This is a genomic window from Pseudacidovorax sp. 1753 (assembly GCF_040544975.1).
Taxonomy (GTDB): Bacteria; Pseudomonadota; Gammaproteobacteria; order Burkholderiales; family Burkholderiaceae_C; genus Xenophilus.
The window spans coordinates 39,447-66,219 of the sequence record NZ_JBEPKY010000022.1 but is presented as its reverse complement, the minus strand read 5'-3'; the positions used below and the strand labels follow the sequence as shown (position 1 = coordinate 66,219).

Sequence of the window (26,773 nt, the reverse complement as noted above, 5' to 3'; positions counted from 1 at the left end):
CGGCCCGGGACGCTAGGCGCCGACGCTTAAGGCAAGCTGATCGACCCCATCGGCCTGCTGGCGCTCAGAACCGCTCGTCCGCCCCCAGGTAGCGCCACTGCCCCTGCGGCAGCTGCCCCAGCACCACGTTGCCGATGCGGATGCGCTTGAGGCCCACCACGCGCAGGCCCACGGCCTCGCACATGCGGCGGATCTGGCGCTTCTTGCCTTCCTTGAGCACGAAGCGCAGCTGTTCGGGGTTCTGCCAGTCCACGCGCGCCGGCCTGAGCGGCTGGCCATCGAGCGACAGGCCGTGGCGCAGGCGCGCGATCTGCTCGCGCGGAAAGACGGACTGCACGTCGATCGTGCGCTCCTGGCCGCCCATGGGCCAGCTCACGCGCACGAGGTATTCCTTCTCGATGTCCGAGTCCTCGCCGATCAGCTGGCGGGCGACGCGGCCGTCCTGCGTCAGCACCAGCAGGCCGACGGAGTCGATGTCGAGCCGGCCGGCGGGCGCCAGGCCGCGCAACTGGTCGGGCGCAAAGCGCTGGCGGCTGCCGTCGCCGCGCCAGTGGTTGCGTGGCTGCACCAGCGTGACGGCGGGCTGGTGGCCGTCCTCGGCCTGGCCGCTCACGTAACCGACCGGCTTGTGCAGCAGGATGGTGACGCGCTGCTCCTGCTGGCCCTGGGCGCGCTTGTCGACCTCGATGCGGTCGGCCGGCCCCACCTTGACGCCCATGGCGGCGACCTGGCCGTTGACCTTGACCCAGCCGCGCTCGATCCACGCATCGGCCTCGCGCCGCGAGCACAGGCCCAGGTCGGCCATGCGCTTGTTGAGTCGGATCGGGTCGGGCGTGTCGGTCATCGGGAGGGCGGACGAGGGCAGGGATGGCGGGCGGGCCGCCATTCTCCCCTCACACGAAGCCCAGCACCCCCAGCACGGCGCCGACGCCCAGCAGCCACAGCAGGTGCACCCGCGTGCGCCACACGATCAGCCCGGCCACGGCGGCCAGCAGCCAGACGGGCCAGCGCGCATGGCCCGCGACCTCGTTGCTGCGCGCCAGCACCCAGCCGGTGGCCACCAGCAGCCCGACGGCCACCGGCGCCAGGCCTTGCTTGAAGGCCCGCACGCCACGGTGCGTGCGATTGCGGTGCGCCCAGCGCGTCGCCAGCAGGGTCAGCACGCTGCTGGGCAGCAGGATGCCCGTCATGGTGGTGGCCACGCCCAGCAGGCCGAGCAGCCAGGCATGCAGGCCGGCCCCGATGCCGCCGCCGGCGTTCAGGCCCACGTTCCAGCCCATCAGCGCCACGAACAGGATGTTGGGCCCCGGGGCGGCCTGGGCGATGGCCACCGAGGCGTTGAACTGCATCGGGTCCAGCCAGCCCTTCTGCGCCACCAGGTAGCGCTGCATGTCGGGCAGGGTGGTGATGGCGCCGCTCACGGCCATCATCGACAGCAGCATGTATTGGCCGAGCAGGTTCAGCCAGTCGTGCCAGTGCAGGGTGATGCTCATGGGCGACCGCCTTTCAGGGCTTGAGCCGCGTGAAGGTCCACACGCAAGCGGCCCCGCCGACGAGCAGCAGTACCCAGCCCAGCGGCACGCGCGCCAGCGCGATCAGCACGAACACCAGCGCCGCGATGCCCACGCCGGCTGCGAAGCCCAGCGGATGCGCACGCAGCGAAGGAATCAGCTTGACGCCCGTGGCGGCGATGACGCCGCCGGCCACGCTGCTCATGCCGCGCAGCGCACCGGCCACGCGTGGGTCGTTGGCATAGTGGGCATGCAGCACGGCCAGCACCAGGATCACCGCCAGCGGCAGCACCAGCATGCCGGCCAGCCCCGCCAGTGCGCCGCGCAGGCCGAAGTGCCGGTCGCCCAGCATCAGCGCCAGGTTGATGACGTTGGGACCGGGCAGCACCTGGGCCACGGCCCAGTCCTCGATGAACTGTTCCTTGGTGAGCCAGCGCTTGCGCTCCACCAGTTCGCGCTGCACCACGGCCAGTACGCCGCCGAAGCCCTGCAGCGCGAGGATGGTGAAGGAGAGGAAGAGGTCGGCGAGGGATTCGGGTCGTGCGGGCGCCTGGTGCGGGGCGGCGTCGGCATCGGCCACGGAGGGCGGCACTGGCATGGCGGCGGATTATGCGGGCGGGCCTGCGGCGCCCGGGGGGCGGGGTCAGCGGCAACTCAGTTCAGTCGCCCAGGCGACCTGCCTGCTGCCGGTCAGTCGCTCAATTGACTGAGGCGCGGCGCGGCCTGCTCCGACACTGCGTGCGGTCCGGTCTCGCCGGGCCGAAATCCAAGGAGACAAGTGCATGTTCAAGACCACGGCAGCGGGCCTCGCGCTCGCCTGCGCCCTCGGCGCCCACGCGCAGCAGCAGACCCTCAAGATCGCCCTCATCGACCCGCTGAGCGGCCCGATGGCCGACGTCGGCAAGATCTTCGAGAACCATCTGCGCTTCGCGGCCGACACCATCAACGCCGCCGGCGGCATCGATGGCGTCAAGCTGGAGGTGCTGGCCTTCGACAACAAGCTGTCCACGCAGGAAAGCCAGGCCGCGCTGCAGGCCGCGGTGGGCGCGGGGGTCAAGGCCGTGTTCATCGGGGGCGGCTCGGCCACCGTCTCTGCCGTCATCACGGCCGCCAACCGCAACAACGAGCGCAACCCGGACAAGTCGGTGCTGGTGTTCAACTTCGGCGGCATCGATCCTGACCTGGTCGGCAAGAACTGCTCCTTCTGGCACTTCATGACCGAGGCGCAGGTGACGATGCGGATGAAGGCCTATGCCGACTTCGTCAAGAAGACGCCGGAGATCAAGAAGGTCTACTTCCTCAACCCCGACTACAGCTTCGGCCGGCAGTGGACGGCCTTCGGCAAGACCCTGCTGGCCGAGGCACGGCCCGACATCCAGATCGTGGGCGAGGACTTCTTCCCCACGGGCACGGTGAAGGACTTCGCGCCCTACATCGCCAAGATGCGTGCCGCAGGCGCCGACACCGTGGTGTCGGGCAACTGGGGCAACGACATGGCGCTGATGATCCGCGCCGCCGGCGACTCGGGCTACAAGCTGCGCATCCTGACGCACAGCAGCGCCAACAAGTCGACCATGATCGCGCTGGACGCGGCACCGACGGTGCGGCTCAACATGATCGGCGAGTGGTTCCCCGGCGCCGACAACCCAACGGCCGCCAAGCTCGAGAGCGCGTTCGAGGCCAAGTACAAAGAGGCCTTCTATCTGGTGCGCCTGTCCACCGCGACCGAACTGCTGGCCCAGGGCGTGCGCAAGGCCCGTTCCACCGATCCGAAGCAGATCGCGTCGGCGCTCGAAGGCATCTCTTACAAGTCCATCCTCGGCGACGTCAGCGTGCGCAAGGAAGACCATCAGTTCATGGCGCCGCAGTACGTCTATGCCAATCACCCCGTCGATGGCAAGACGGTGAAGAAGGGTTTCGACGGGACGAAGCAGGGCTTCGTCGCTGAATCGCTCACGCCGGTGAGCGCGCTTGCCGTGCCCAACCAGTGCGACATGAAGCGACCGGCGGGGCTCTGACGCCATGACGTCCAGACCCTGGCTGGGAAGCTATCCCGAAGGCGCGAGCTGGAGCGCGCCCCTGCGTCTGACGGCGCTCACGGCGCTGCTGGGCGACGCCGAGCGCCGCTGGCCGCAGCGTGTCGCCGTGCGCCAAGGCGACACGGTGCTCGACTATTCCACGCTGGCGCAGCATGCGCGGCGCGTGGCCGGCGGGCTGCGCGAACTCGGCGTGCGGCCTGGCGTGCATGTCGGCCTGTACCTGCCCAACGTGCCGCAGTACATCGTGGCCTTCTTCGCGGTGCTGCAGGCCGGCGGCACGGTGGTGAACTACTCGCCGCTCGATGCCGGCCAGACGCTGCGGCACAAGGTGGAGGACAGCCGCACCCGGCTGATGATCACCTTCGACGCGCCGGAGCTGCTGCAGAAGATGGCGCCCATCGCTCAAGACGGGCTGCTGCAGACGCTGGTCGTGGCGCGCGCGGACGACTTCGCGCACGCCGCAGCGCCGACGCCATTGCAACCCGGCCCGCGCGTCGCCTTCGCGGCCTTGCTGGCCGCCGAGGCCCTGGCCGCGCCCCATGTGCCGGCGGACCTTGCGCAGGCCATCGCCGTGCTGCAGTACACCGGCGGCACCACGGGGCAGCCCAAGGGCGCCATGCTGAGCCACGCCAACCTGAGCGCCGCGGTGTCGCAGGTGTGGCACACGCTCGTGGGTTCCGGCACGCTGGCGGAGGGCGAGGAGCGCTTTCTGGCCGTGCTGCCGCTGTTCCACATCTACGCGCTGGTGGTCAACCTGCTGTTCGGGCTGTCCATCGGTGCCGAGCTGTCGCTGCACCAGCGCTTCGACCTGGAGGCGACGCTGCGCGAGTTCGTCGAGCGCAAGACCACGGTCTTCCTCGGCGTGCCGACCATGTACGTGGCCTTCGTGGGCCATCCCGACATCGGCCGGCTCGACCTGTCCTCGCTCAAGTTCTGCAACTCGGGGGGCGCGCCGATCGCGGCCGAGGTCTACCAGGCCTTCGTGCGCATGGCCCAGTGCCGCCTGCAGGAGGGCTGGGGCATGACCGAGACCTGCACCATGGCCACCGCCTCGCCCGGCTTCAGCCACTACCGGCCCGGCTCGTGCGGCATTCCCGTGCCCGGGGTGGACGTCAAGGTGATCGACCTGCAGGATCAACATGACCTGCCCGAGGGCGAGCACGGCGAGTTGTGCATCCGCGGCCCCAACGTGATGGCCGGCTACTGGAACCGGCCGGACGCCACCGCCGAGGCCTTCACGCCCGACGGCTATCTGCGCACGGGCGACATCGGCTACATGACGCCCGATGGCTTCGTCTACATCGTGGACCGCACCAAGGACATGCTGATCTGCGGTGGCTTCAACGTCTACCCGCGCAACATCGAGGAGGCGATCTACCGGCATCCATCGGTGGAGGAGGTGATCGTGATCGGCGTCCCCGATGCCTACCGCGGCCAGTCGCCCAAGGCCTTCATCAAGTTCAGGCGGGGCGCGCCGCGGCCCACGCTCGAAGCCCTGAAGGCCTTCCTGGCCGACTACCTCGGCAAGCACGAGATGCTGCAGGCCATGGAAGCCCGTGACGAGCTGCCCAAGACGGCGGTGGGCAAGCTGTCGAAGAAGGATCTGCAGGCCGAAGTGGCTGCACGCGCCTGAGCGCGCCGCGCGGCGGACGCGTCAGGCCCGGCCAGGGGCGGGCGGGGCGTGGCGTCTCAACGTCCGCGCCTGGCCAGCCTCAGGTGCAGCACCCCCATGCCCACCGCCAGCGCCGCGCCCCACCAGTAGTCCACCGGCAAGCCCAGCAGCCAGTGCGGATGCCAGTGCGCATGCACCGGGTCGAGCCGCGCCCAGCCATAGGCCGGGTTGACCACGAACCACAGGCAGTCCTCGCTGACCCAGAAGGTGGCCAGGCCGCCCAGGGCCAGCACGAAGTCGCTCCAGCGCCAGCGGCCGTTGAAGGCCAACGGCATGAAGAAGACCAGCAGCATGAAGCTGAACACCCAGGCGTGGTAGCCGGTCATGGCACGTCCGCCCCAGAAGATGTCGAGCAGCCAGTGGTGCTCGATGCGCCACGTGGGCAGCGAGGTGGCCCAGCCCGCGCCGCCTTCGATCTGGATCTCGGCATTGGCGAAGAAGAAGCCCATCAGCAGCGCCCAGGCGTAGTAGCCGAGCACGCGGCGCAGGCTGCTGGCGTGTCCTTGGGCCAGGGGTGTGGCGATGGTCCAGGTCAGCGGTGCCGTGGAAGCGCGGCCCTCGGTGCGCGTGCCGCGCGGCGGTCGGATGGCGCTCATCGGCCGGCTCCTTCGATCACTTGCGTCAACACGGCGCGCGCGGCGCCCGGCTTGCCCAGCGCGCGGCTGCGCTCGGCCATGGCCCGCAGTCGCGGCGCGTCGGCCATCAGCCGGGCGATCTTGTAGTCCAGGCCGATGGCGTCGTCGGTGAGCCAGGCGGCGCCTTCCTCCAGCAGGTGGATGGCGTTGTGCTCCTCCTGCCCCGGGATGGGCGAGGTCAGCAGCATGGGCCGGCCCAGCGCCATGCATTCGGAGATGGTCAGCCCGCCGGGCTTGGTCACCACCAGGTCGGCGGCGGTCATCAGCCGGTCCATCTCGGTGGTGAAGCCGATGGGCAGCAACCGGCCGGCGTGCTGCGCGGCCAGCGCCTGCAACTGCGCATGGGCCTCGGCATTACGGCCGGCCACGGCGACGAGCTGGAAGTCCTGTCCCGGCAGTGCGAGCACGCGCCGCGCCATGCTGGGCAGGTCCCCCACGCCGGCGCCGCCCGAGACCATCAGCACCACGCCGCGCGCGGTGTCCAAGCCCAGGCTGCGTACGGCCGCCTCGCGCTCGGCGGTGGCCACGTCGAAGGCCGGCATCACCGGGATGCCCGTGACATGGATGCGTGCCGCCGGAAGGCCGCGGGCGCGCATGCGGAAAGCCACCTCTTCATTGGCCGCGAAGTAGCCGGCCAGGCCCGGCACGATCCACATGTTGTGCAAGTCGTAGTCGGTCACCTGCAGCCACAGCGAGGCCGCGAGGCGCGCGCGTTGCTGCTCGCGCGCCAGCAGCTCCGCTGGCAGGAAGTGGGTGCAGACGATGGCATCGGGCCGCTCACGGGCGATCTGGCGCAGCAGGTCGCGGGCGCTCAGCCGCTCGATGCCGCGGCGCAGGCGCTGCGAGGCGGCGCTGTGCGGCGTGGCGTCGGCCTTGCCGTGCAGGTACGACCACACGTCGGGCGCGCGATTGACGAGCCTGATGTACCAGTCGGTGTAGACCTTGCGGAAGCCCGCGGCCACATGCGCCATCGCGTCGATGTGCACGCATTGCCAGCCGGGCCAGTGCAGCTGCGCCGTGGCCGCGAGGGCCTGCGCGGCACGGACATGGCCGTTGCCTGCGCTGACGCTGAGGATGAGAAGCTTGCCGGGTTGCTGAGGTGTCATGGTTCGGTGTTCTGGCGGCGCGCCGCGCGCCGTCCCTGTGGGGCGCGTCCTCCCTGCCGCAGCGCGGGCAGGTCGAGCACCCGCAGTCCACCGTACTCTACGTGTATGACACCTTGTGACGAGAGCGCCATCAGCGACTCGTTGACCCGCTGGCGTGACAAACCCACGAGATACGCGAGTTCCTGCTGCGTGATACGCAGCATCTCGCCCACGCGCGGGAACAGCACCGGGTTGAACAGCGCCGCCAGGTTGCGCGCCACGCGGGCGTCGGTGTTGTTGAGGCGGTCGATCTCCACCGCCGCGATGAACTGGCCCAGCCGCTCGTTGAGCTGGTTCATGACGAAGCGGTTGAAGCCGATGGAATGGTCGAGCAGCCAGTGGAAGCTGTCCAGCGGCAGGCCGGCCACCACGCTGCGCCGCAGCGCGCTCACGTTGTAGCGGTAGGGTTCGCGCTTGATGGCCGTGCCCTCGCCGAACCAGCCGCCCGGCGACAGGCCGCTGTAGGTGACCTGGCTGCCATCGGCGCGGTCGTTGCTCATCTTGAGCAGGCCCTCGATCACGCCGAACCAGTAGGTGGGCGCGCGGCCCACGCGGCAGACCTGCTCGCCCACCTCGGCCTCGCCCACCACCAGCGCGGACTCGGCCCGGCGGCGTTCCGCGGGCGCCAGCGCGTCGAGCCAGGGAATCGCCTGCAGTTCGGCCTCGGTGGCGGGCCGCACCCGGTCGCGGATCCCACGGACAGTGGCCTTGGCGCTGCGTTGGCTTCGTTCGCCCATGGGGAAAGTCCCGAGAGTGGAGTCCCTAGGATTGTCGTCACAACGACACCAGGACGTCAAAGTGACGCCTAAATTGCGCGGCGTGGAACCTCAAGCCAACACCTTCCCCCGCCTGCTGATGGCGCATGCGCGCCAGCGTCCGGATGCGCCCGCCGTGCGCGAGAAGGACCTGGGCATCTGGCAGACCTGGAACTGGTCGCAGGCCGCGACCGAAGTGCGCGAGCTGGCCTGCGGCCTGGCCAGCCTGGGCTTTGCGGCCGGCGCCAACCTGGCCATCGTGGGCGCCAACCGGCCGCACCTGTACTTCGCGGTGGTGGCGGCCCAGAGCGTGGGCGGCGTGCCGGTGCCGCTCTACCAGGACGCGGCCGCCGCAGAGATGGTGTTCATGCTGGACGACGCCGGCATCGAGTTCGTCTTCGCCGAGGACCAGGAGCAGGTCGACAAGCTGCTCGAATGCCGCGAGCTGCAGCAGGCCGCCAAGCCGGGCAGCGCCGGCCTGCGCACCATCGTCTACGACGATCCGCGCGGCCTGCGCCACTACGACCAGCCCGGCCTGATGAGCTACGAGCATCTGCGCGCGCTGGGCCGGGCCTTCGATGCCGCCACGCCCGGTTTCTTCGACCGCGCGGTGGCGGCCGGCCAGCCCGACGACGTGGCCGTGATCCTCTACACCTCGGGCACCACCGGCCGGCCCAAGGGCGTGTGCCAGACGCATGCCAGCTTCATGTCCGCGGGCCGCGGCGGCGTCGAGACCGACCGCCTGGGCCCCGGCGACGACATCATGAGCTACCTGCCCATGGCCTGGGTGGGCGACCACCTGTTCTCGGTGGCGCAATGGCTGGTGGGCGGCTTCACGCTCAACTGCCCCGAGTCCGCCGCCACCGTGATGAACGACATGCGCGAGATCGGGCCCAGCTACTACTTCGGCCCGCCACGCACCTTCGAGGGCCTGCTCACGGCCGTGTCGATCCGCATGGAGGACGCCGCCGCCCCCAAGCGCTGGATGTATGCGAAGTTCATGGCCCTGGCCCGCCGCGTGGGCGCCGACATCCTGGCCGGCCGGCCGGTGGGCTTGGCCGACCGGCTGATGTATGGGCTGGGCAACCTGATGGTCTACGGCCCGTTGCGCAACGTGCTGGGCATGAGCCGCATCCGCGTGGCCTACACCGCCGGCGCGGCCATCGGGCCCGACCTGTTTCGCTTCTACCGCTCCATCGGCGTCAACCTCAAGCAGTTCTACGGCCAGACCGAGACCTGTGCCTATGTGTGCCTGCAGCGCGACGGCGACGTCAAGCTCACCAGCGTGGGCACGGCCGCGCCGGGCATGGAGCTCAAGATCGCCGACAGCGGCGAGGTGCTGGTGCGTGGCGTCTCCGTGCTCAAGGAGTACTACAAGCGCCCCGATGCCACGGCCGAGGTGCTCGATGCCGAGGGTTACTTCCACACCGGCGATGCCGGCGTGATCGACCACGAGGGCCACCTGCGCATCATCGACCGCGCCAAGGACGTGGGCCGCCTGGCGGGCGGCGCGATGTTTGCGCCGAACTACATCGAGAACAAGCTCAAGTTCTTCCCGCAGATCAAGGAGGCCGTGTGCTTCGGCCATGCGCGCGAGGAGGTCTGCGCCTTCATCAACATCGACTACGAGGCCGTGGGCAACTGGGCCGAGCGCCGCGCGCTGCCCTACGGGGGCTATGTGGACCTGGCGGGCAAGGCCGAGGTGCTGCAGCTGGTGCGCGAATGTATCGAGCAGGTCAATGCCGATCTGGCCGCGGAGGAGGGCATGGAAGCCACGCAGATCGCGCGCTTCCTGGTGCTGCACAAGGAGCTGGACCCGGACGACGACGAGCTCACCCGCACCCGCAAAGTCCGCCGCGGCTTCATCGCCGACAAGTACGCCGTGCTGGTCGAGGCGCTCTACGCCGGCAAGACAGAGCAGTTCATCGAGACGCAGGTCAAATTCGAGGACGGCCGCACCGGCAGCGTGAGCGCCACGCTCAAGATCGTGGAAGCGCGCTGCTTCCCGCCCGTGAAGGCCGCCGCATGAACGCCCGTACCTCCGTCCGAAACGGCGCTTGCACCGAAGGTCATCCATGAATGCCACCACCGCCCAGGAGCTGGCCATGGCCGCCAGCGCGCCCGTCACCGGGCGCCGCATCGGGGACGTGATCCTCGACGTGCAGAACATCACCCTGCGCTTCGGCGGCGTCAAGGCGCTCACCGACATCAGCTTCGATGTGCGCGAGCACGAGGTGCGCTCGATCATCGGCCCCAACGGTGCCGGCAAGAGCTCGATGCTCAACTGCATCAACGGCGTCTACCAGCCGCAGGAAGGGCAGATCACCTTCCGCGGTCAGACCTTCCGCCACATGAACTCGCGACAGGTGGCCGAGATGGGCGTGGCCCGTACCTTCCAGAACCTGGCCCTGTTCAAGGGCATGAGCGTGCTGGACAACATCATGACGGGCCGCAACCTCAAGATGAAGTGCGGCCTGCTCGCCCAGGCCTTCCGCCTGGGCCCGGCCGAGCGCGAGGAGATCCGCCACCGCGAGTTCGTCGAACGCATCATCGACTTCCTGGAGATCCAGGCTTGGCGCAAGACGCCGGTGGGCCGCCTGCCCTACGGCCTGCAGAAGCGCGTGGACCTGGGCCGCGCCCTGGCCATGGAGCCGCAGGTGCTGCTGCTGGACGAGCCCATGGCCGGCATGAACGTCGAGGAGAAGCAGGACATGAGCCGCTTCATCCTGGACGTGAACGACGAGTTCGGCACCACCATCGTGCTGATCGAGCACGACATGGGCGTGGTGATGGACATCAGCGACCGCGTCGTGGTGCTGGACTACGGCAAGAAGATCGGCGACGGCGCGCCCGACGAGGTGCGCAACAACCCGGAGGTGATCCGGGCCTACCTGGGTGCGGAGCACTGACATGGGCTTTTTTCTAGAAACCCTCTTCGGCGGCCTCATGGTGGGCATGCTGTATTCGCTGATCGCGCTGGGCTTCGTGCTCATCTATAAGGCCAGCGGCGTCTTCAACTTCGCGCAGGGTGCCATGGTGCTGTTCGCGGCGCTGGCCATGGCACGCTTCGCGGAGTGGTTCCCGAAGCTGCTGGGCTTCGAGAGCCTGCTGCTGGCCAACCTGCTGGCCTTCGTCGCGGCCATGGGCGTGATGGTGATCGTGGCCTGGCTGATCGAGCGGCTGGCGCTGTCGAAGCTGGTCAACCAGGAGCACATCACGCTGCTCATGGCCACGCTGGGCATCACCTACTTCCTCGACGGCCTGGGCCAGACGCTGTTCGGCAACGACATCTACAAGATCGATGTCGGCATGCCCAAGGACCCGATGATGCTGTTCGAGGGCACCTTCGAAGGCGGCCTCCTGGTCAGCAAGGAAGACCTCATTGCCGCATTGGTGGCCGCCGCGCTGGTGCTGGCGCTGAGCCTGTTCTTCCAGAAGACCTCCACCGGCCGCGCGCTGCGCGCCGTGGCCGACGACCACCAGGCGGCGCAGTCCATCGGCATTCCGCTCAACCGCATCTGGGTGATCGTGTGGTCGGTGGCCGGCTTCGCGGCGCTGGTGGCCGGGATCATCTGGGGCTCCAAGCTGGGCGTGCAGTTCTCGCTGTCGCTGGTCGCGCTCAAGGCATTGCCGGTGGTGATCCTCGGCGGCCTCACCTCGGTGCCCGGCGCCATCATCGGCGGCCTGCTGATCGGCGTGGGCGAGAAGCTGTCCGAGATCTACCTCGGGCCCATGCTGGGCGGCGGCATCGAGATCTGGTTCGCCTACGTGCTCGCGCTTGTCTTCCTGCTCGTGCGGCCCCAGGGCCTGTTCGGCGAAAAGATCATCGACCGCGTCTGAAGGACTGCCATGCTGTACAGAGAGAACGGACAGTTCAAGTCGAGCTATAGGGCGGACCAGCAGATCTTCCCGATCCTGCAGGACCGCGTTGCCATCCTCGCGCTGCTGGTGGTGGCCTTCGCCGCGGTGCCCGCGCTGGCGTCGGAATACTGGCTGCGCGCCATCCTCACGCCCTTCCTCATCCTCTCGCTGGCCGCGCTGGGGCTGAACATCCTGGTGGGCTACTGCGGGCAGATCTCGCTGGGCACCGGCGCCTTCATGGCGGTGGGCGCCTATGCGGCCTACAACTTCCATGTGCGCATCGAAGGCATGCCGCTGATCGCCTCGCTGCTGCTGGGCGGGCTGTGCGCCACCGGCGTGGGCGTGCTCTTCGGCATCCCCAGCCTGCGCATCAAGGGCCTGTACCTGGCGGTGGCCACGCTGGCCGCGCAGTTCTTCACCGACTGGGCCTTCCTGCGCATCCAGTGGTTCACCAACAACTCGGCGTCAGGCTCGGTGAGCGTGGCGGGGCTGAACGTGTTCGGCCTGCCCGTGGAGACGCCGGCGCAGAAGTACCTGCTGTGCCTGGCCTTCGTCAGCGTGTTCGCGCTGCTGGCCAAGAACCTCACGCGCAGCAGCATCGGCCGTGAGTGGATGGCCATGCGGGACATGGACGTGGCCGCCGCCGTCATCGGCATCCGGCCGGTCTACGCCAAGCTCACGGCCTTTGCGGTCAGCAGCTTCATCGTGGGTGTGGCGGGCGCGCTGTGGGGCTTCGTGCACCTGGGCGCCTGGGAGCCGGCGGCCTTCAGCATCGACCGCTCCTTCCAGCTGCTGTTCATGGTGATCATCGGCGGCCTCGGCTCGATCATGGGCAGCTTCTTCGGCGCGGCCTTCATCGTGCTGCTGCCCATCTTTTTGAACCAGCTGCCGGGCTGGTTCGGCCTGTCGATGTCGACGGCGCTGGCCTCGCACCTCGAATTCATGATCTTCGGCGCGCTGATCGTGTTCTTCCTGATCGTGGAGCCGCATGGGCTCGCACGGCTCTGGTCCACGTTCAAGGAAAAACTGCGCCTGTGGCCCTTCCCGCATTGAGTTCCCGTCGTTCATGCCCAACCAGAAGGAGACAACCATGAAGCTGAAATCCCTCGTCCTGGCCGCAGCGGCCTTCGCTGCCCTGGCGGGCACGGCCGGCCAGGCCCTGGCGCAGGCCAAGGAGCAGTTCTTCCCGCTGCTGGTCTACCGCACGGGGCCCTATGCGCCGAACGGCACGCCCTGGGCCAATGGCAAGCAGGACTACATCAAGCTGGTCAACGCCCAGGGTGGCATCAACGGCGTGAAGATCGCGTACGAAGAGTGCGAGACGGGTTACGCCACCGACAAGGGCGTGGAATGCTATGAGCGCCTCAAGGGCCGTCCGGGTGTGGCGGTGTTCGATCCGCAGGCCACCGGCATCACCTTCGCGCTGACCGACAAGGTGCCGCAGGACAAGATCCCGCTCATCACGCTGGGCTACGGCCTGGGCGCGTCGCAGGACGGCAATGTCTTCAAGTGGAACTTCCCGCTCATGGGCAGCTACTGGACCGCGGCCGACATCCTCATCCAGCACCTGGGCAAGAAGGAAGGCGGGCTGGACAAGCTCAAGGGCAAGAAGATCGCCCTCGTCTACCACGACTCGCCCTTCGGCAAGGAGCCGATCCCGCTGCTGCAGGAGCGCGCCAAGCTGCATGGCTTCGACCTGTCGCTGATCCCGGTGACGGCACCGGGCGTGGAGCAGAAGTCGGCCTGGCTGCAGGTGCGCCAGCAGCGGCCCGACTTCGTGCTGCTGTGGGGCTGGGGCGTGATGAACTCCACCGCGCTCAAGGAGGCCGTGGCCACGGGCTATCCGCGCGAAAAGATGTACGGCGTGTGGTGGGCCGGCGCCGAGCCCGATGTGCGCGACGTGGGCGCCAATGCCAAGGGCTACAACGCGCTGGCGCTCAACACCTCGGGCACCGAGCCCAAGGTGATCCAGGACATCCTCAAGACCGTGCACGACAAGGGCCAGGGCACCGGCCCGCGCGACGAGGTGGGCTCGGTGCTCTACACCCGCGGCGTGATCATCCAGATGCTGACTGTCGAGGCCGTCAAGCGCGCGCAGGAGCGCTTCGGCAAGGGCAAGGTCATGACCGGCGAGCAGGTGCGCTGGGGTCTGGAGAACCTGGCGCTCGACCAGAAGAAGCTGGACGCGCTGGGCTTTGCGGGCGTGATGCGGCCCATCAGCACCAGCTGCCAGGACCACATGGGCTCCAGCTGGGCCCGCGTGCACACCTGGGACGGCGCCAAGTGGGGCGGCATGTCCGACTGGTACCAGGCGGACGAGGCCATCCTGAAGCCGCTGGTCAAGGCGACGGCGGACAAGTACGCGACCGAGAAGAAGCTCACGCGACGTGACGCCGCGGACTGCCAAAGCTGACCCACCCCCGGGCGCCTTCGGCGCTCCCCCTCCAGGGGGCGACACCTGCGGCCCGGCCAGGCCGGCTCCGCGGTGTCTCCCGCCTGGCGCTGCAAGCGTCCGACCCGCCCGTCCCGTACCGACCATGAGCGACACACCACGCAACATCCTTCTCGACGTCAACGGCATCGAGGTCATCTACAACCACGTGATCCTGGTGCTCAAGGGCGTCTCGCTGCAGGTGCCCGAGGGCGGGATCGTGGCGCTGCTGGGCGGCAACGGCGCGGGCAAGACGACCACGCTGCGCGCCGTCTCCAACCTGCTGGCCGGCGAGCGCGGGGCGGTGACCAAGGGCAGCATCACGCTGCGCGGCGAGCGCATCGAGGCGCTGTCGCCGGCGGCGCTGGTCAAGCGCGGGCTGGTGCAGGTGATGGAAGGGCGCCACTGCTTCGCGCACCTGAGCATCGAGGACAACCTGATGACCGGCGCCTACACCCGCACCGACGGCAAGGCCGCGGTGGCCGAGACGCTGGAGAAGGTCTATGCCTACTTCCCGCGGCTCAAGACGCGCCGCACCAGCCAGGCGGCCTACACCTCGGGCGGCGAGCAGCAGATGTGCGCCATCGGTCGCGCGCTGATGGCCAACCCCAGCATGGTGCTGCTGGACGAACCCTCGATGGGCCTGGCGCCGCAGATCGTCGAAGAGGTCTTCGCCATCGTGAAGGACCTCAACGAGAAGGAGCGCGTCACCTTCCTGCTGGCGGAGCAGAACACGCGCATGGCGCTGCGCTTCGCCAACTACGGCTACATCATGGAAAGCGGGCGCATCGTGATGGACGGTCCGGCCGAGAGCCTGCGCGAGAACGAGGACGTGAAGGAGTTCTACCTCGGCATGGGCGGCGCCGACCGCAAGAGCTTCCGCGACGTCAAGAGCTACAAGCGCCGCAAGCGCTGGCTGGCCTGAGAAGGTGTGAACGGACCCGTCATGCCCGCTCGGCCATGCCGGATCCATTCACACCTTCTGAGACCCGACGCCACCCCCGACCTTGCCGCCAGCCTGTCATGACCGACTTCTACGACGACCTCGAAACCCGTGCGCCTGAAGTGCGCGAAGCCGCCCTGCTGGCCGCGTTGCCGGCACAGATCCGCCACGCGCAGCAGAAGGCGCCCGCCTTCGGCCGCATCCTGCAAGCGGTGGATGCGGCCGCGGTCGACAGCCGCGCCGCCCTGGCCCGCTTGCCCGTGACGCGCAAGAGTGAGCTGCTCGCGCTGCAGCAGGCAGGGCGGGCGGAAGACGCCTTCGGCGGCTTTTCCGCCGTGGCGCGTGGCCCGGCCATGCCGCGCGTCTTTGCCAGCCCCGGGCCCATCTACGAACCGCAGGGGGCCCATGGCGACCATTGGCGCGTGGGGCGGGCACTCTTCGCGGCCGGCTTCCGTTCGGGCGAGCTGGTGCACAACAGCTTCAGCTACCACATGACCCCGGCAGGCGCCATGATGGAGAGCGGCGCCCAAGCGCTGGGTTGCAGCGTCTTCCCCGGTGGCACCGGCCAGACCGAGCAGCAGCTGGAGGCGATGGCCGACCTGCGCCCCGATGGCTATGCGGGCACGCCCAGCTTCCTCAAGATCCTGCTGGAGAAGGCGGCCGAAAAGGGCCTGCGGCTGCCATCGCTGACCAAGGCACTCGTGTCGGGCGAGGCCTTTCCACCGAGTCTGCGCGCACATCTCGCAGGCCTGGGGGTGCAGGGCCTGCAGTGCTACGCCACGGCCGACCTGGGCCTGATCGCCTACGAGACGCAGGCCCGCGAAGGGCTCGTGGTGGACGAGGGCGTTCTGGTCGAGATCGTGCGGCCGGGCACCGGCGACCCGGTGCCCGACGGCGAGGTGGGTGAGGTGGTCGTGACCACCTTCAATGCCGACTATCCGTTGGTGCGCTTTGGCACTGGCGATCTGTCGGCGGTCATGGCCGGACCCTGCCCGACGGGTCGTACCAACCAACGCATCAAGGGCTGGATGGGCCGCGCCGACCAGACCACCAAGATCCGTGGCATGTTCGTGCACCCGGGGCAGGTGGCCGACATCGCGCGGCGCTTTCCTGAGATCGGACGCGCACGGCTGGTGGTCGAGGGCGCCACGGGCGACGACCGCATGACGCTCAAGGTCGAATGCGGCGATGCACCCGAAGGGTTGCAGGAGCGGGTGGCCGCTGCCATCCGCGACGTGACCAAGCTGCGTGGCGACGTACTCGTCCAGCCGCCCGGCAGCCTGCCCAATGACGGCAAGGTCATCGAGGACGCGCGCAGCTACAAATGAACGCACAAAGGCCGCCTGGTGCTTGCCAGGCGGCCTTGCTGAGGGTGGATGTGCCGTCGAGCAGGAACCCGTCTTTCTACGCGCGGGCGTCAGGCGTCTGCCAAGGCGGCGGCGAACAGCTTCACCATCTCCCGGTTGAAGGCCGGAATGTCCTTGGGATTGCGGCTGGTCAGCAACTGGCCGTCGACGATGGCCTCCTGGTCGACCCAGCGCGCGCCGGCATTGGACAGATCATTCTTCAGCGATGGCCAGGACGTCATCTGCTTGCCCTTGACGACTCCCGCATCGATGAGCGTCCAGGGGCCGTGGCAGATGGCGGCAATGGGCTTACCGGCGTCGGCGAAGGCCTTGATCAGCGCGATGGCCTTCGGCTCCAGCCGCAGGGCGTCGGGATTCACCACGCCGCCGGGCAGCAGCAGCGCGTCGAAGTCATCGGCCTTGGCGCCATCGAGCGCCACATCGACCGGGAACTTGTCGGCCTTGTCGTGGTGATTCCATCCCTGCACTTGGCCCTTCATCGGCGAGACGATCTGCGTCTTCGCGCCCGCCTGGTCCAGCGCCTTGCGAGGCTCGGTCATCTCGACCTGTTCGAAGCCGTCGGCGACGAGGATGGCGACCTTGAGGTCCTTGAGGGAATCGGTCATGGGGTGTTCCTTTCGTGTGTGGGTGGGAGTACGAAGGGTTCACCCTAGGTGCCTGCGCGCCGGGCCCCATCGGCCGGAGGCCGCAACCCATGTCGGACAGGTCGACGGGCGTGGGGGCCCGCAGATCAGTAACGCATCTCGATCAGCCGCTCGCGCATGGCCTGCAGCGCCGCGCGCATCCGATCCACCTCGGCTGGCGCGCAGACCGAGAGGATCTCGTCGGTGAGGGCGCTCACCGCCTTTTCCGCCCGTGCGTAGAGGCGCCTTCCCTTGGCTGAGATGGCCACCATCACCGCCCGGCCGTCGTGCTCGGCACCTCCCCGCGTCACCAGGCTGCGCTCCTCCAGCCCGTGCAGCATGCGCGTCAGCCGGGTGCGCTCGTAGGCTGTCCACTGGGCCAGTTCCTGCATGGCCATGGGCCCGCGGCTGTGCAGCGTGCCCAGCGTGCGCCATTCGGTGGTCAGCAGGCCGTAGGGGCGCAGCACGTCCTGCAGGGCGCGGTCGCGCCGGTACACCACCTGGGTGCAGAGAAAGAAGATGTGGTCTTCGAGTTCCATGGGGCCGTGCCTCCGGTCGCGGCCTCGCCAATGTAGCCGCGACGGCGGCGCCCGCCATCCCCTTTTGTGTGCATATGCACGCAGTGGCACGCTCTTTGCTCGAATTGACCTGACGACGTGTCCAGCCCAGGGTCCGTGCGCCAGATCCGTGCATCCGCACGCAGATGGTGGCCGGCGACTTGAACCGCCCCGCAGCGACGGCGCCACAACCTCAACCGACTGTTTGTGGAGAAGCCACGCATGCATGACACCGCCGCCTTCCTGGCCGCGCTGGGCGATGTGCCCGCCATTTCCGATCCCGACGTCGTCCGGCGCAAGAGCCGCGACATGACGGCCAACTTCAGCCCCGTGATGAAGGACGACGCCCTGCGCCACGTGGCCGACGTGCTGGTGCAGCCGCGCGACCGGGCAGACGTGCTGCGCGTGGCCTCGGCTGCGGCGCGCACCCGCATGCCGCTGGTGATGCGCGGGGCCGGCACCTGCAACTTCGGCCAGGGCATTCCGCTCGCCGGTGGCGCCATGGTCGACATGACGGCGCTCGACCGCGTGCTGGGCACCGACGGTCCGCGCGTGCGGGCCGAGCCCGGCGCGCGCATGGCCGCCATCGACGAGGCCACGCGGCCCGGCGGCTGGGAGCTGCGCATCCATCCTTCCACCAAACGGGTGGCCACGCTGGGTGGCTTCGTCGGCGGCGGCCATGCCGGCGTGGGCAGCTGCGCCTGGGGCATCCTGCGCGACCGCGGCAACATCCTCGGTCTCGAAGTGGTGAGCGTGGAGGACGAGCCGCGCACCGTGCAGCTGCGCGGCGATGCGGTCAACCGCGTGCACCATGCCTACGGCAGCAACGGCATCATCACCGCCATCGAGATGCCGCTGGCGCCCGCCTGGGCCTGGCGCGAGGCGGTGGTGGTGTTCCCCGAGTTCATGACGGCGGTGGAGTTCGCGCATGCGCTCTCCACCTCCGACGGCATCGTCAAGAAGCTGGTCAGCGTGCTGGGCGGGCCCATCTGGCGCATGATGCGCATGCTCAAGGACCTGGGCGGCGCGGACCACGACGGCATGGTGCTGGCCATGGTGGCCGAGCCCTTCATGGAGGGCTTCGATGCCCTGGTGGCCGAATTCGGCGGCCATCTCGCCAGTGTGGCGGCCGAGGGCCAGGGCCCTTACCGCGTGCCCATCTACGAGCTGGCCTGGGGCCACACCCGCCTGCATGTGAACCGTGACCATCCCGAGGTGGTCAGCAATGTGGGCCTGTACCTCGACCCGGACCTGGTGGGTGCCATCCGCCGCAGCCACCGCCGTTTCGGCCATCTGCTGGGCATGCATTTCGAGGCCAAGCGCTTCGACGGCAAGCTGAGCTTCCAGGGCTCGCCCTTCTTCCGCTACGAAGGCGACGAGCACCTGGCCGAGATCATGCGCGGCATGGCCGAAGACGGCGCCATGGTGGCCAACAACCACACCTTCCTGGTCAAGGAAGGGGGCATGAAGTCGGTCGACGCCGAGGACCGTGCCTTCAAGCAGGCCATGGATCCGCACGGCCTGATGAACCCCGGCAAGCTGCGCTTCGACGAGGCCGCCGCGCGCGAGAGCACCGGAGGCGATCTGCCCAGCGCCGGCTGGCGTTTCCGTGGCGCCCAGGCCGCCGAGCCCGCCGACGCCTGATGCGCGCGCCTCTCCCATCCATCATCCCCGTCCGAGGACTTCTGCCATGAACGCCCCCCACACCCTCACCCGCCGCAAGACTCTGGCCGCCCTCGGCGGCGCGGCGCTCGTCTCCGGCATGCCCGCCTTCCTGCCGCGCGCCAATGCGCAGGGCCTGACCAAGGTGAGCTTCCAGACCGGCTGGCTGGCCCAGGCCGAGCACGGCGGCATGTACCAGGCCGCCGCCACCGGCATCTACAAGGAGCATGGCCTGGAGGTGGAGATCCGCCCCGGCGGTCCGCAGGTCAACACGGTGCAGCTGTTCATGGCCGGCAGCTCCGACTTCGCCGAGGCCGACGGTTTCCGCGCCTTCGCCTATGCCAAGGACAAGCTGCCGGCCGTGGCCATCGCCGCCTTCTTCCAGAAGGACCCGCGGGTGCTGATGTCGCACCCGGGCACCGGCAGCGACACGCTGGCCAGCCTGAAGGGCAAGCCGCTGTTCGTCGCCACCACCGGCCGCCAGACCTACTGGCTGTGGCTCAAGGCCAAATACGGCCTGACCGACGACCAGCTCAAGCCCTATGCCTTCAGCCTCGCGCCCTGGCTGGTCGACAAGCAATCGACCGTGCAGGGCTACCTGACCAGCGAGCCCTTCAACGCCCGCAAGTCCGGCGTGGAGCCCGTGGTGCACCTGCTGGCCGACCAGGGCTTCGACAACTACGCCAGCGTGGCCATGGCCACGCCCAAGATGGTCAAGGAGCAGCCGGAGTTGGTGCAGCGCTTCGTCGATGCCACGGCCAAGGGCTGGAAGAGTTACCTCAATGGCGACCCGGCGCCGGGCAACGCCCTGATCAAGAAGCACAACCCGCAGATGGGCGACGACGTGATCGCCTATGCCATCGGCGCTATGCGCCAGTACGGCATCGTCGAGACGCCCGAGGCACAGGCCGCCGGGGGCATCGGCGCGATGAGTGCGGCGCGCTGGCAACGCTTCTACGATGCGATGGTGGCCGCCGGTGCGCTGGCGCCCGGCCTGGATGTGAAGTCCGCTTACACGATGCAGTTCGTGGGCGGAAAGCGGGCGTGAAACACCCCCATGCCGCTTCGCGGCTCCCCCTCTCTTGCGCCTTCGGCTTGGAGGGGGCGCACCCCGCGGCCTGGCATAGCCAGTTCCGCGGGTGCACGGGCATGGCCTGCTCCGCGGCCCTTCGATCCTTGCGGCCATGCTGACAGCAACGGAGACTCGATCGACATGACCCACGCCTTCTTCCAGCCGCCCGAGGGCGGCACCTACGCCCTGCGCCAGGTGCGCGCGCCGCGCTGCCTGATCGACGATCCGGCGGCGGACCGCCTCGCGCCCGCCGGCGATGGCGATCTCGTCGCACTGGACCTCGCCATTGAGGCCGGCCGCATCGCCGCCATCGCGCCCGCCGGCAGCCTCGCGCCCGAGCGCGGGCCGCACCTGGACGACTCGCTGGCGCTGCCCTGCTTCGTCGACCTGCACACCCACCTGGACAAGGGCCACATCTGGCCGCGCCAGGCCAACCCCACCGGCGACGGTGCGGGCGCCTCGCGCGCGACCATGGCGGACCGCACGAAGAACTGGCATGCCGAGGACGTGCGACGGCGCATGGACTTCGCGCTGCGCACCGCCTATGCAAAGGGGGTGTCGGCCATCCGCACGCACCTCGATTCGCTGGCGCCGCAGGCCGACATCTCCTTTCCCGTCTTCCGCGAGATGCGCGAGCGTTGGGCGGGGCGCATCGCGCTGCAGGTGTCGTCCATCGCGCCGGTGGACATCTTCCTGGGCGAAGAGGGCGTGCACTTGGCGAACGTGGTGGCCGAAAGCGGCGGCAACCTGGGCTGCGTGACCCGCTCGCAGCGCCACCCGGCCGAGGCCACGCCGCCCGAGATCGACGAGGGCATCGCGCGCCTTCTGACGCTGGCCACCGAGCGTGGCCTGGACGTGGACCTGCACGTGGACGAATCCACCGACCCGCGCGCCCGCTCGCTGATCCGCATCGCCAGGGTCGCCATCGCGCAGGGCTTCAAGGGCCGCATCCTGTGCGGCCACTGCACTGCGCTGGCGCTGCAGACCGACGAATTCATCGCCGAGACCATTGCCGCCTGCCGCGAGGCCGGCATCGCCATCGTGAGCCTGCCCACGGTCAACATGTACCTGCAGGACCGCAGCGTCGATGCCATGCGCACGCCGCGCTGGCGGGGCGTGACGGTGCTGCACGAACTCAAGGCGGCCGGCGTGCCGGTGGCCGTGGCCGGCGACAACTGCCGCGACCCCTTCTACGCCTACGGCGACCACGACATGCTGGACACCTACACCCAGGCGGTGAAGATCCTGCACCTGGACCATCCCTTCTCGGACTGGATCCGCGCCGCCAGCGCCACCCCTGCGCAGATCATGGGCCTCGATGGCTTCGGCCTGCTGCGTGTGGGCAACCCGGCCGACCTGACGGTGCTGCGCGCCCGCAGCTATTCCGAGCTGCTGGCCCGCGCGCCCTTCGACCGCGCGGTGATCCGCGCCGGCCGCGCCATCGACACCACGCTGCCCGACTACCGCGAGCTGGACGACCTCGTCATGCCGCGCTGAGCGGCGTCGATGGGGGCGCCGGTGCGCCGGCATCGCGCACGCCCGGCAGGCCGCGCAGATGGGCGGCGATGGCCTCGATGGCATGCCGCACCTTGGCCGGCTGGCCATCGCGCTGCGGCGTCACGGCCCACACGGGCAGGGCGGGCGGCTGCCACTGCGGCAGCACGGGCACCAGGCGGCCGGCCTGCAGGTCGTCTTCCACGTCCGCCCGAACCGCCAGCACCAGACCCAGACCGCTGGTGGCCATCTGGTGCAGGCTGAGCTGGTTGTTGCTGGTCACGCGCACGGGCAGGGTGTGCTCGGCCAGAGCCCCGGCCGGGCCGGTGAGCGAAAGCGCCAGCGTGCGGCCGTCGCGCGGGGCGCCCACCCATTGATGAGCGGGCAGGTCCGCCGGCGTGTGCGGCACGCCGGCCGCGGCCAGGTAGCCCGGCGCGGCGCAGATCAGGCTCTGGAAGTCGCACAGCCGCCGTGCCGCCCAGCCCGAATCGGGCAGCCGGCCGGCGCGCAGGGCGAGGTCTATGCGCGCGTCCACCAGGTCGATCATGGCGTCGTCCACCTGCAGCCGCAGCTGCAGCGCGGCATGGGCCGCCAGCAGCGGCGTCAGCGCGGGCGCCAGATGCCGGGCAAAGCCCACGGGCGCCGACACGCGCAGCTCGCCTTCCGGCGCCTCGCGCGCCAGTGCCAGCTGGGCGCGGGCCAGTTCGGCCGCCTCGACCATGCGCTGGCAGTGGGCGGCAAAGCGCGCGCCGGCATCGGTGAGCGCCAGCTTGCGCGTGGTGCGGTGGAGCAGGGTGACGCCGTGGGCCTGCTCCAGCGCGCGCAGCTGCTGGCTCACGGCCGAGGTGCTCACGCCCAGGCGGCGGGCGGCGGCGCTGAAAGAGCCGCTGCGCACCACCTCGGCGAAGAGCGCGAGGCGCTTGAGGTCGTCCATTGTGAAGCTGGGCTAAATGAAATTGTCTGGATTCTCAGACTTCTGGCTTGATCGTGAAGTCCATAACCTACGGGGCATCGTCATCACACACGGTGCGGACTCCGCCCCAGGAAAGGAACAACCATGAACGTCGCCCTGATCGGCGCCACCGGCTTCGTCGGTGCCGCCCTGCTCGAAGAACTGCTCGCCCGCGGTCACCAGGTGCGCGCGCTGGCACGCACGCCGTCCAAGCTGGCCGCGCGTGCTGGGCTGACGGTGCTCCAGGCCGATGTGCTGGATGCCGCTCAGGTCGCCAAGGCCGTGACCGGCGCCGACGCCGTTGTCAGCGCGTTCAACCCGGGCTGGGAGCACCCCGACCTGTATAACCAGTTCCTCGCCGGCAGCCAGGCCATCGCCGAGGGTGCGAAACAAGCTGGCGTGAAGCGCCTGATCGCCGTGGGTGGCGCGGGCAGTCTTTTCGTGGCGCCCGGCGTGCAACTGGTGGACACACCCGAGTTCAAGAACCATGTGCCGGCCAACGTGGTGCCGGGCGCCCAGGCCGCGCGCGACGAACTCACGCGGCTGCAGAAGGAAGAGACCGCGCTGGACTGGACCTTCGTCTCGCCCGCGCCCATGCTGGCGCCGGGCGAGCGCACGGGCCGCTACCAGTTCGGCGGCGACGCCGTGCCGATGAAGGACGGCCAGCTGGCCGGCATCACCGCCGCCGACCTGGCCGCCGCCATCGTGGACGTGCTGGAGCAGGGCCGCTACCTGCGCGAGCGCTTCGTCGCGTTCTCCTGACCCGGTTGCGGTGCCTCAGCGCACCAGCGGATTGGGCGTGGGCGCCTCCACGCGGCGCAGCAGGTTGCGGTCGGTGTGGTGGAAGGGCTCCGTCTGACCCGCGATCTGCAGCACCGTGTCCTCCTCGTAGCCCCAGGTGCCGTCGTCGTTGATCGTCACCTTGATGCGGAATTCGGTGGTGCGGAAGGCCTCCTGCAGGAAGGGCGCGGAGCAGATGCCCCAGGTCTCCAGCCCCTGCGTGGCGACCAGCTCGAAGCTGCGCGCATCGGCCGCCACGGTGCCGGCGGCCATCGCCACCTGGCCGCGCGGGATGGTCAGGGTGTGCATCACGCAGCCGGTGGCCGGCTCCCACAGCCAGTAGCCCACCTGCTCGTGGTAGGTCTTGACCTGGTCGGGCTTGGTGATGTGGGTGTGGTAGCGCAGGCCATAGAGCAGCTGGGGCCCGTTGGTCACCGGGTCGATGGGCTGCAGGCTGATGCGCTCGACGAAGGCCTGCTTCTTCGGCCCTTCGGCCTTGGGCTTGACGTCGAGCCCGCGGGTGCCCTCCCACACGCCGGCCATGGGCCCGAGCGGGCCCAGGTTGGCCAGGGTGTGCAGGTCGACGTCGCGGGGTTCGGTGTAGATGTCGCGGGCGGGAGCGTTCATGGCGTTTGTCGTGTTGCGGACGGAAAAGCGGCCGGGACTGTAGCGTGAGCACGCCCCGTGCCCGCCGCGACCTGCCCACGTCCTGTGATCGAGCGGCCGCGGAGCAGGCCATGCGCGAACATCCGCGGAACCGGCTCCGCCGGGCCGCAGGATGTGCCCCCTCGAAGGGGGGAGGCGGAGTGCGAAGCGCGCAGCCTGGGGGGGGGCTCAGCTTTGTTTCCAGGGCAGGCCACGCTTGCGCCAGCCGCCCTTGTTTCCACGGTGGCCGTCCGTGTCCGCGTCGCCCTCGAAGCCTTCGAGGATGTTGTAGGCCTCGATGCCCAGCTCGGTGGCGCGCCGGGCCGCGGCCACGGAGCGCACGCCGCTGCGGCACAGCAGCACCACCTTGCCGCCCGGCGGCACGGCCGCGCGCAGGGCCTCGTCGAAGCCGGCGTTCATCGCCATGCCGGGCCACTGCTTCCAGGCCACAGCCACGGCGCCGGGGACGAAGCCCACCCATTCGCGCTCGGCGTCGGTGCGCACGTCCACCAGCACGGCCTGGCCGGTGGTCATCCAGTGGGCGGCCAGTTCGGGCGTCACGTCGCCCGCGTAGCCCTCGGCGGGGCGGGGCTGGTTGTCATCGTGGGAGGCAGGGGCTTGGGTCATGGTCGGCAGTCCGGAAAAAGGGCGGCTGCTATTGTTCCTCCAAGCCCGCCGACCGCGCCGCCGCGGTCCTTTCCCGCCAACGCCTTGCGCCTGCCGCGCGTTGAAAGCCCACCATGCCGAACCGTCCCTGCCGACCTCTCATGCCTGCGCTACTGGCCGTCCTCATGGCCGGAGGCGCCACGCTCGCCACGGCGCAGAGCACCGACACCCGCAAGCCCGGGCCCTTCGAGCGCGCCCAGCAGCAGCGTTACGCCAACACGCCGTCGATGCGGGCGATCCAGCAGGGGGCGGACTTCAACACCCAGCAGCCGCCACCGCCGGTGGTGCCGTCTCCGCCGCCGCGCTGGCACCCGCACCGGCCGCCCGTGGTGATCTACGAGGACAGCCGCTACGCCCCCTGGGGCAATGCGCCCGAGGCTGCACCGCAGCGCCCCGCCAGCCGGCAGGACACGCCGCAGATCTGGTACGGCGGGCCGCTGCAGCAATAGCCAACGCCCGCCTTGGCTACAGTGGCGCCTCCTGCAACCCTGGAGACGCGCCGCATGGCCTCGTCCACCCCTTCCTTCGACTTCGACCTCTTCGTCATCGGCGGCGGCAGCGCCGGCGTGCGCGCAGCCCGCATGGCCGGCCAGCGGGGCGCCCGTGTGGCCCTGGCCGAATGTGCCGAGCTGGGCGGCACCTGCGTCAACGTCGGCTGCATTCCCAAGAAGCTCTACAGCTACGCGGCCGGCTATGCCGAGGCCTTCGAGGAGGCGCCGGGCTATGGCTGGCACATCGACAGCGCGCCGCGCTTCGACTGGAGCCGGCTCAAGACCGCGCGTGCCAAGGAGATCCACCGGCTCAACGGCGTCTACCAGGGCCTGCTCGACGGCGCCCGGGTCACGCTGCTGCGCGGCTGGGCGCAGCTGGTGGACGGCCACACGGTGCAGATCGAGGGCCAGCGCCACACCGCGCGCCATGTGCTGATCGCCACCGGCGGCGCGCCCTTCCTGCCCGACGTGCCTGGCAAGGAACTGGTGAAGATCTCCGACGCCATGTTCGACCTGCCGGCCTTTCCACGCCGGCTGATGGTGATCGGCGGCGGCTACATCGGCTGCGAGTTCGCCTCCATCTTCCGCGGCCTGGGCGCGGAGGTGACGCTGCTGCACCGCGGCGCCCACATCCTCAACGGCTTCGACCACGACGTGCGCGAGTTCCTGGCCCGCGAGATGGGCCGCGCCGGCATCGACCTGCGCATGAACCAGGAGGCCGCTTCCTTCACCAAGGGCGAGGGCGGCGAGATCGTCGCCACGCTGGCGCGCGGCCAGCGGGTGGCGGCCGATGTGGTGCTGGTGGCCACGGGCCGCCGGCCGCTCACGGCGGGCATGGGCCTGGAGGAAGCGGGCGTCAAGCTCGACGAACGCGGCGCCGTGGTGGTCGATGCCGAATACCGCAGCAGCGTGCCCTCGGTGCTGGCCATCGGCGACGTCTCCACGCGTCTGCAGCTCACGCCGGTGGCGCTGGCCGAGGCCATGGTGGTGGTGGACCGCCTGTTCGGCGAAGGTCGCCGCACCCTGGACTACGAGTACATCCCGACCGCCGTCTTCACCCACCCCAACGTGGGCACCTGCGGCCACACCGAGATGGAGGCGCGCACCAGGTTCGGCGAAGTGCGCATCTTCAACAGCGAGTTCAAGCCGCTGCGCCACACGCTCTCCGGCCGCGGCGAGCGCTGCTTCATGAAGCTGGTGGTGGATGCGAAGAGCGACCGTGTGGTCGGGCTGCACATGGTGGGCGCGGACGCGGGCGAGATCGTGCAGGGCTTCGCGGTGGCCATGCGCGCCGGTGCCACCAAGGCCGACTTCGACCGCACCATCGGCATCCATCCGACGGCGGCAGAAGAGTTCGTGACGATGCGCGAGCCCACGGTCGGCTGAGGGTGCGCCGGGCCGCGCGCCGGACGTCGGCGACCGCAGGCCACGGAAGCGTCATGAGGCGCTGGCATGTGCATTGCAAAATGCCC

The 26,773-nt window shown here is 69.5% G+C and carries 26 protein-coding genes; 15 read left to right on the top strand and 11 right to left on the bottom strand.

What is annotated here, in order from left to right; genetic code table 11:
* Positions 1-64 precede the first annotated feature (64 nt).
* From ABIC63_RS23945 to ABIC63_RS23935, 3 genes are read right to left on the bottom strand one after another with little or no spacing between them, the layout of a single operon-like run.
* Complete coding sequence (locus ABIC63_RS23945) at positions 65-844, bottom strand: pseudouridine synthase (RefSeq protein ID WP_114801502.1); 780 nt, start codon at positions 842-844, stop codon at positions 65-67.
* Between the two features lie 49 nt (positions 845-893).
* Positions 894-1,493 (bottom strand): chromate transporter, encoded by a 600-nt coding sequence (locus tag ABIC63_RS23940; protein WP_294367725.1) that lies wholly within the window; start codon positions 1,491-1,493, stop codon positions 894-896.
* Positions 1,494-1,506: 13 nt separating this feature from the next.
* A complete protein-coding gene (locus ABIC63_RS23935; RefSeq protein ID WP_354321636.1) occupies positions 1,507-2,109 on the bottom strand; it encodes a chromate transporter in 603 nt (200 codons plus the stop codon).
* Positions 2,110-2,293: 184 nt separating this feature from the next.
* Here ABIC63_RS23935 and ABIC63_RS23930 point away from each other — a divergent pair, with 184 nt between their 5' ends.
* Both ABIC63_RS23930 and ABIC63_RS23925 read left to right on the top strand, forming a co-directional pair.
* Positions 2,294-3,529, top strand: coding sequence for a branched-chain amino acid ABC transporter substrate-binding protein (locus tag ABIC63_RS23930; RefSeq protein WP_294367727.1), 1,236 nt, complete (start codon positions 2,294-2,296; stop codon positions 3,527-3,529).
* A gap of 4 nt (positions 3,530-3,533) precedes the next feature.
* Positions 3,534-5,183 carry a long-chain-fatty-acid--CoA ligase gene (locus tag ABIC63_RS23925; protein WP_354321635.1) on the top strand — a complete coding sequence of 550 codons (1,650 nt, stop codon included), beginning with the start codon at positions 3,534-3,536 and terminating at the stop codon, positions 5,181-5,183.
* A gap of 56 nt (positions 5,184-5,239) precedes the next feature.
* Here ABIC63_RS23925 and ABIC63_RS23920 read toward each other — a convergent pair whose 3' ends face one another.
* From ABIC63_RS23920 to ABIC63_RS23910, 3 genes are read right to left on the bottom strand one after another with little or no spacing between them, the layout of a single operon-like run.
* On the bottom strand, positions 5,240-5,818 hold the full coding sequence (locus ABIC63_RS23920; RefSeq protein WP_354321634.1) for a hypothetical protein: 579 nt from the start codon (positions 5,816-5,818) through the stop codon (positions 5,240-5,242).
* Positions 5,815-6,963 (bottom strand): MGDG synthase family glycosyltransferase, encoded by a 1,149-nt coding sequence (locus ABIC63_RS23915; RefSeq protein ID WP_354321633.1) that lies wholly within the window; start codon positions 6,961-6,963, stop codon positions 5,815-5,817. Before ABIC63_RS23915 ends, ABIC63_RS23920 begins: the two co-directional genes overlap by 4 nt.
* Entirely contained in the window at positions 6,960-7,739 is a 780-nt protein-coding gene (locus tag ABIC63_RS23910) for a Crp/Fnr family transcriptional regulator (RefSeq protein ID WP_354321632.1), read from the bottom strand. Before ABIC63_RS23910 ends, ABIC63_RS23915 begins: the two co-directional genes overlap by 4 nt.
* A 118-nt stretch (positions 7,740-7,857) precedes the next feature.
* Between ABIC63_RS23910 and ABIC63_RS23905 the strand changes: the two genes are divergently transcribed.
* The 7 genes from ABIC63_RS23905 to ABIC63_RS23875 all read left to right on the top strand — a co-directional run bounded on the left by ABIC63_RS23905 (position 7,858) and on the right by ABIC63_RS23875 (position 16,320).
* Positions 7,858-9,786, top strand: a complete 1,929-nt coding sequence (locus ABIC63_RS23905) for an AMP-dependent synthetase/ligase (protein WP_354321662.1) — start codon at positions 7,858-7,860, stop codon at positions 9,784-9,786.
* 46 nt (positions 9,787-9,832) lie between these two features.
* The gene (locus ABIC63_RS23900; RefSeq protein ID WP_354321631.1) at positions 9,833-10,666 is read left to right on the top strand and encodes an ABC transporter ATP-binding protein; all 834 of its coding nucleotides are present in this window, start codon (positions 9,833-9,835) and stop codon (positions 10,664-10,666) included.
* Between the two features lies 1 nt (position 10,667).
* Positions 10,668-11,597 (top strand): branched-chain amino acid ABC transporter permease, encoded by a 930-nt coding sequence (locus ABIC63_RS23895; protein WP_354321629.1) that lies wholly within the window; start codon positions 10,668-10,670, stop codon positions 11,595-11,597.
* Between the two features lie 9 nt (positions 11,598-11,606).
* Entirely contained in the window at positions 11,607-12,671 is a 1,065-nt protein-coding gene (locus ABIC63_RS23890) for a branched-chain amino acid ABC transporter permease (protein WP_294367736.1), read from the top strand.
* Positions 12,672-12,708: 37 nt separating this feature from the next.
* Complete coding sequence (locus tag ABIC63_RS23885) at positions 12,709-14,031, top strand: ABC transporter substrate-binding protein (RefSeq protein ID WP_354321628.1); 1,323 nt, start codon at positions 12,709-12,711, stop codon at positions 14,029-14,031.
* A gap of 124 nt (positions 14,032-14,155) precedes the next feature.
* Complete coding sequence (locus ABIC63_RS23880; RefSeq protein ID WP_354321627.1) at positions 14,156-14,974, top strand: ABC transporter ATP-binding protein; 819 nt, start codon at positions 14,156-14,158, stop codon at positions 14,972-14,974.
* Between the two features lie 98 nt (positions 14,975-15,072).
* On the top strand, positions 15,073-16,320 hold the full coding sequence (locus ABIC63_RS23875; protein ID WP_354321626.1) for a phenylacetate--CoA ligase family protein: 1,248 nt from the start codon (positions 15,073-15,075) through the stop codon (positions 16,318-16,320).
* An 89-nt stretch (positions 16,321-16,409) separates the two neighbouring features.
* Here the strand turns inward: ABIC63_RS23875 and ABIC63_RS23870 are convergent, their stop codons facing one another.
* Entirely contained in the window at positions 16,410-16,964 is a 555-nt protein-coding gene (locus ABIC63_RS23870) for a type 1 glutamine amidotransferase domain-containing protein (RefSeq protein WP_354321625.1), read from the bottom strand.
* 125 nt (positions 16,965-17,089) lie between these two features.
* On the bottom strand, positions 17,090-17,521 hold the full coding sequence (locus ABIC63_RS23865) for a MarR family winged helix-turn-helix transcriptional regulator (protein ID WP_294367762.1): 432 nt from the start codon (positions 17,519-17,521) through the stop codon (positions 17,090-17,092).
* 240 nt (positions 17,522-17,761) lie between these two features.
* Between ABIC63_RS23865 and ABIC63_RS23860 the strand changes: the two genes are divergently transcribed.
* The 3 genes from ABIC63_RS23860 (at position 17,762) to ABIC63_RS23850 (ending at position 21,770) form a co-directional block, all read left to right on the top strand.
* Positions 17,762-19,183 (top strand): FAD-binding oxidoreductase, encoded by a 1,422-nt coding sequence (locus ABIC63_RS23860; protein WP_354321624.1) that lies wholly within the window; start codon positions 17,762-17,764, stop codon positions 19,181-19,183.
* A gap of 46 nt (positions 19,184-19,229) precedes the next feature.
* Positions 19,230-20,249: an ABC transporter substrate-binding protein gene (locus tag ABIC63_RS23855; RefSeq protein ID WP_354321623.1), complete on the top strand. Its 1,020-nt coding sequence runs from the start codon at positions 19,230-19,232 to the stop codon at positions 20,247-20,249.
* Positions 20,250-20,414: 165 nt separating this feature from the next.
* Complete coding sequence (locus ABIC63_RS23850) at positions 20,415-21,770, top strand: cytosine deaminase (protein ID WP_354321622.1); 1,356 nt, start codon at positions 20,415-20,417, stop codon at positions 21,768-21,770.
* Here the strand turns inward: ABIC63_RS23850 and ABIC63_RS23845 are convergent.
* The gene (locus tag ABIC63_RS23845) at positions 21,757-22,701 is read right to left on the bottom strand and encodes a LysR family transcriptional regulator (protein WP_354321621.1); all 945 of its coding nucleotides are present in this window, start codon (positions 22,699-22,701) and stop codon (positions 21,757-21,759) included. The genes ABIC63_RS23850 and ABIC63_RS23845 overlap by 14 nt on opposite strands.
* 123 nt (positions 22,702-22,824) lie before the next feature.
* On the opposite strand from ABIC63_RS23845, the gene ABIC63_RS23840 reads away from it, so the two are divergent.
* A complete protein-coding gene (locus ABIC63_RS23840) occupies positions 22,825-23,481 on the top strand; it encodes an NAD(P)-dependent oxidoreductase (protein WP_354321620.1) in 657 nt (218 codons plus the stop codon).
* Between the two features lie 15 nt (positions 23,482-23,496).
* Here the strand turns inward: ABIC63_RS23840 and ABIC63_RS23835 are convergent, their stop codons facing one another.
* Positions 23,497-24,126 (bottom strand): FABP family protein, encoded by a 630-nt coding sequence (locus tag ABIC63_RS23835; RefSeq protein WP_354321619.1) that lies wholly within the window; start codon positions 24,124-24,126, stop codon positions 23,497-23,499.
* Between the two features lie 207 nt (positions 24,127-24,333).
* Positions 24,334-24,771, bottom strand: a complete 438-nt coding sequence (locus ABIC63_RS23830) for a rhodanese-like domain-containing protein (RefSeq protein ID WP_354321618.1) — start codon at positions 24,769-24,771, stop codon at positions 24,334-24,336.
* Between the two features lie 140 nt (positions 24,772-24,911).
* Between ABIC63_RS23830 and ABIC63_RS23825 the strand changes: the two genes are divergently transcribed.
* The gene (locus ABIC63_RS23825) at positions 24,912-25,259 is read left to right on the top strand and encodes a hypothetical protein (protein WP_354321617.1); all 348 of its coding nucleotides are present in this window, start codon (positions 24,912-24,914) and stop codon (positions 25,257-25,259) included.
* Between the two features lie 54 nt (positions 25,260-25,313).
* On the top strand, positions 25,314-26,687 hold the full coding sequence (gene gorA / locus ABIC63_RS23820) for a glutathione-disulfide reductase (RefSeq protein WP_354321616.1): 1,374 nt from the start codon (positions 25,314-25,316) through the stop codon (positions 26,685-26,687).
* Positions 26,688-26,773: the final 86 nt, after the last annotated feature.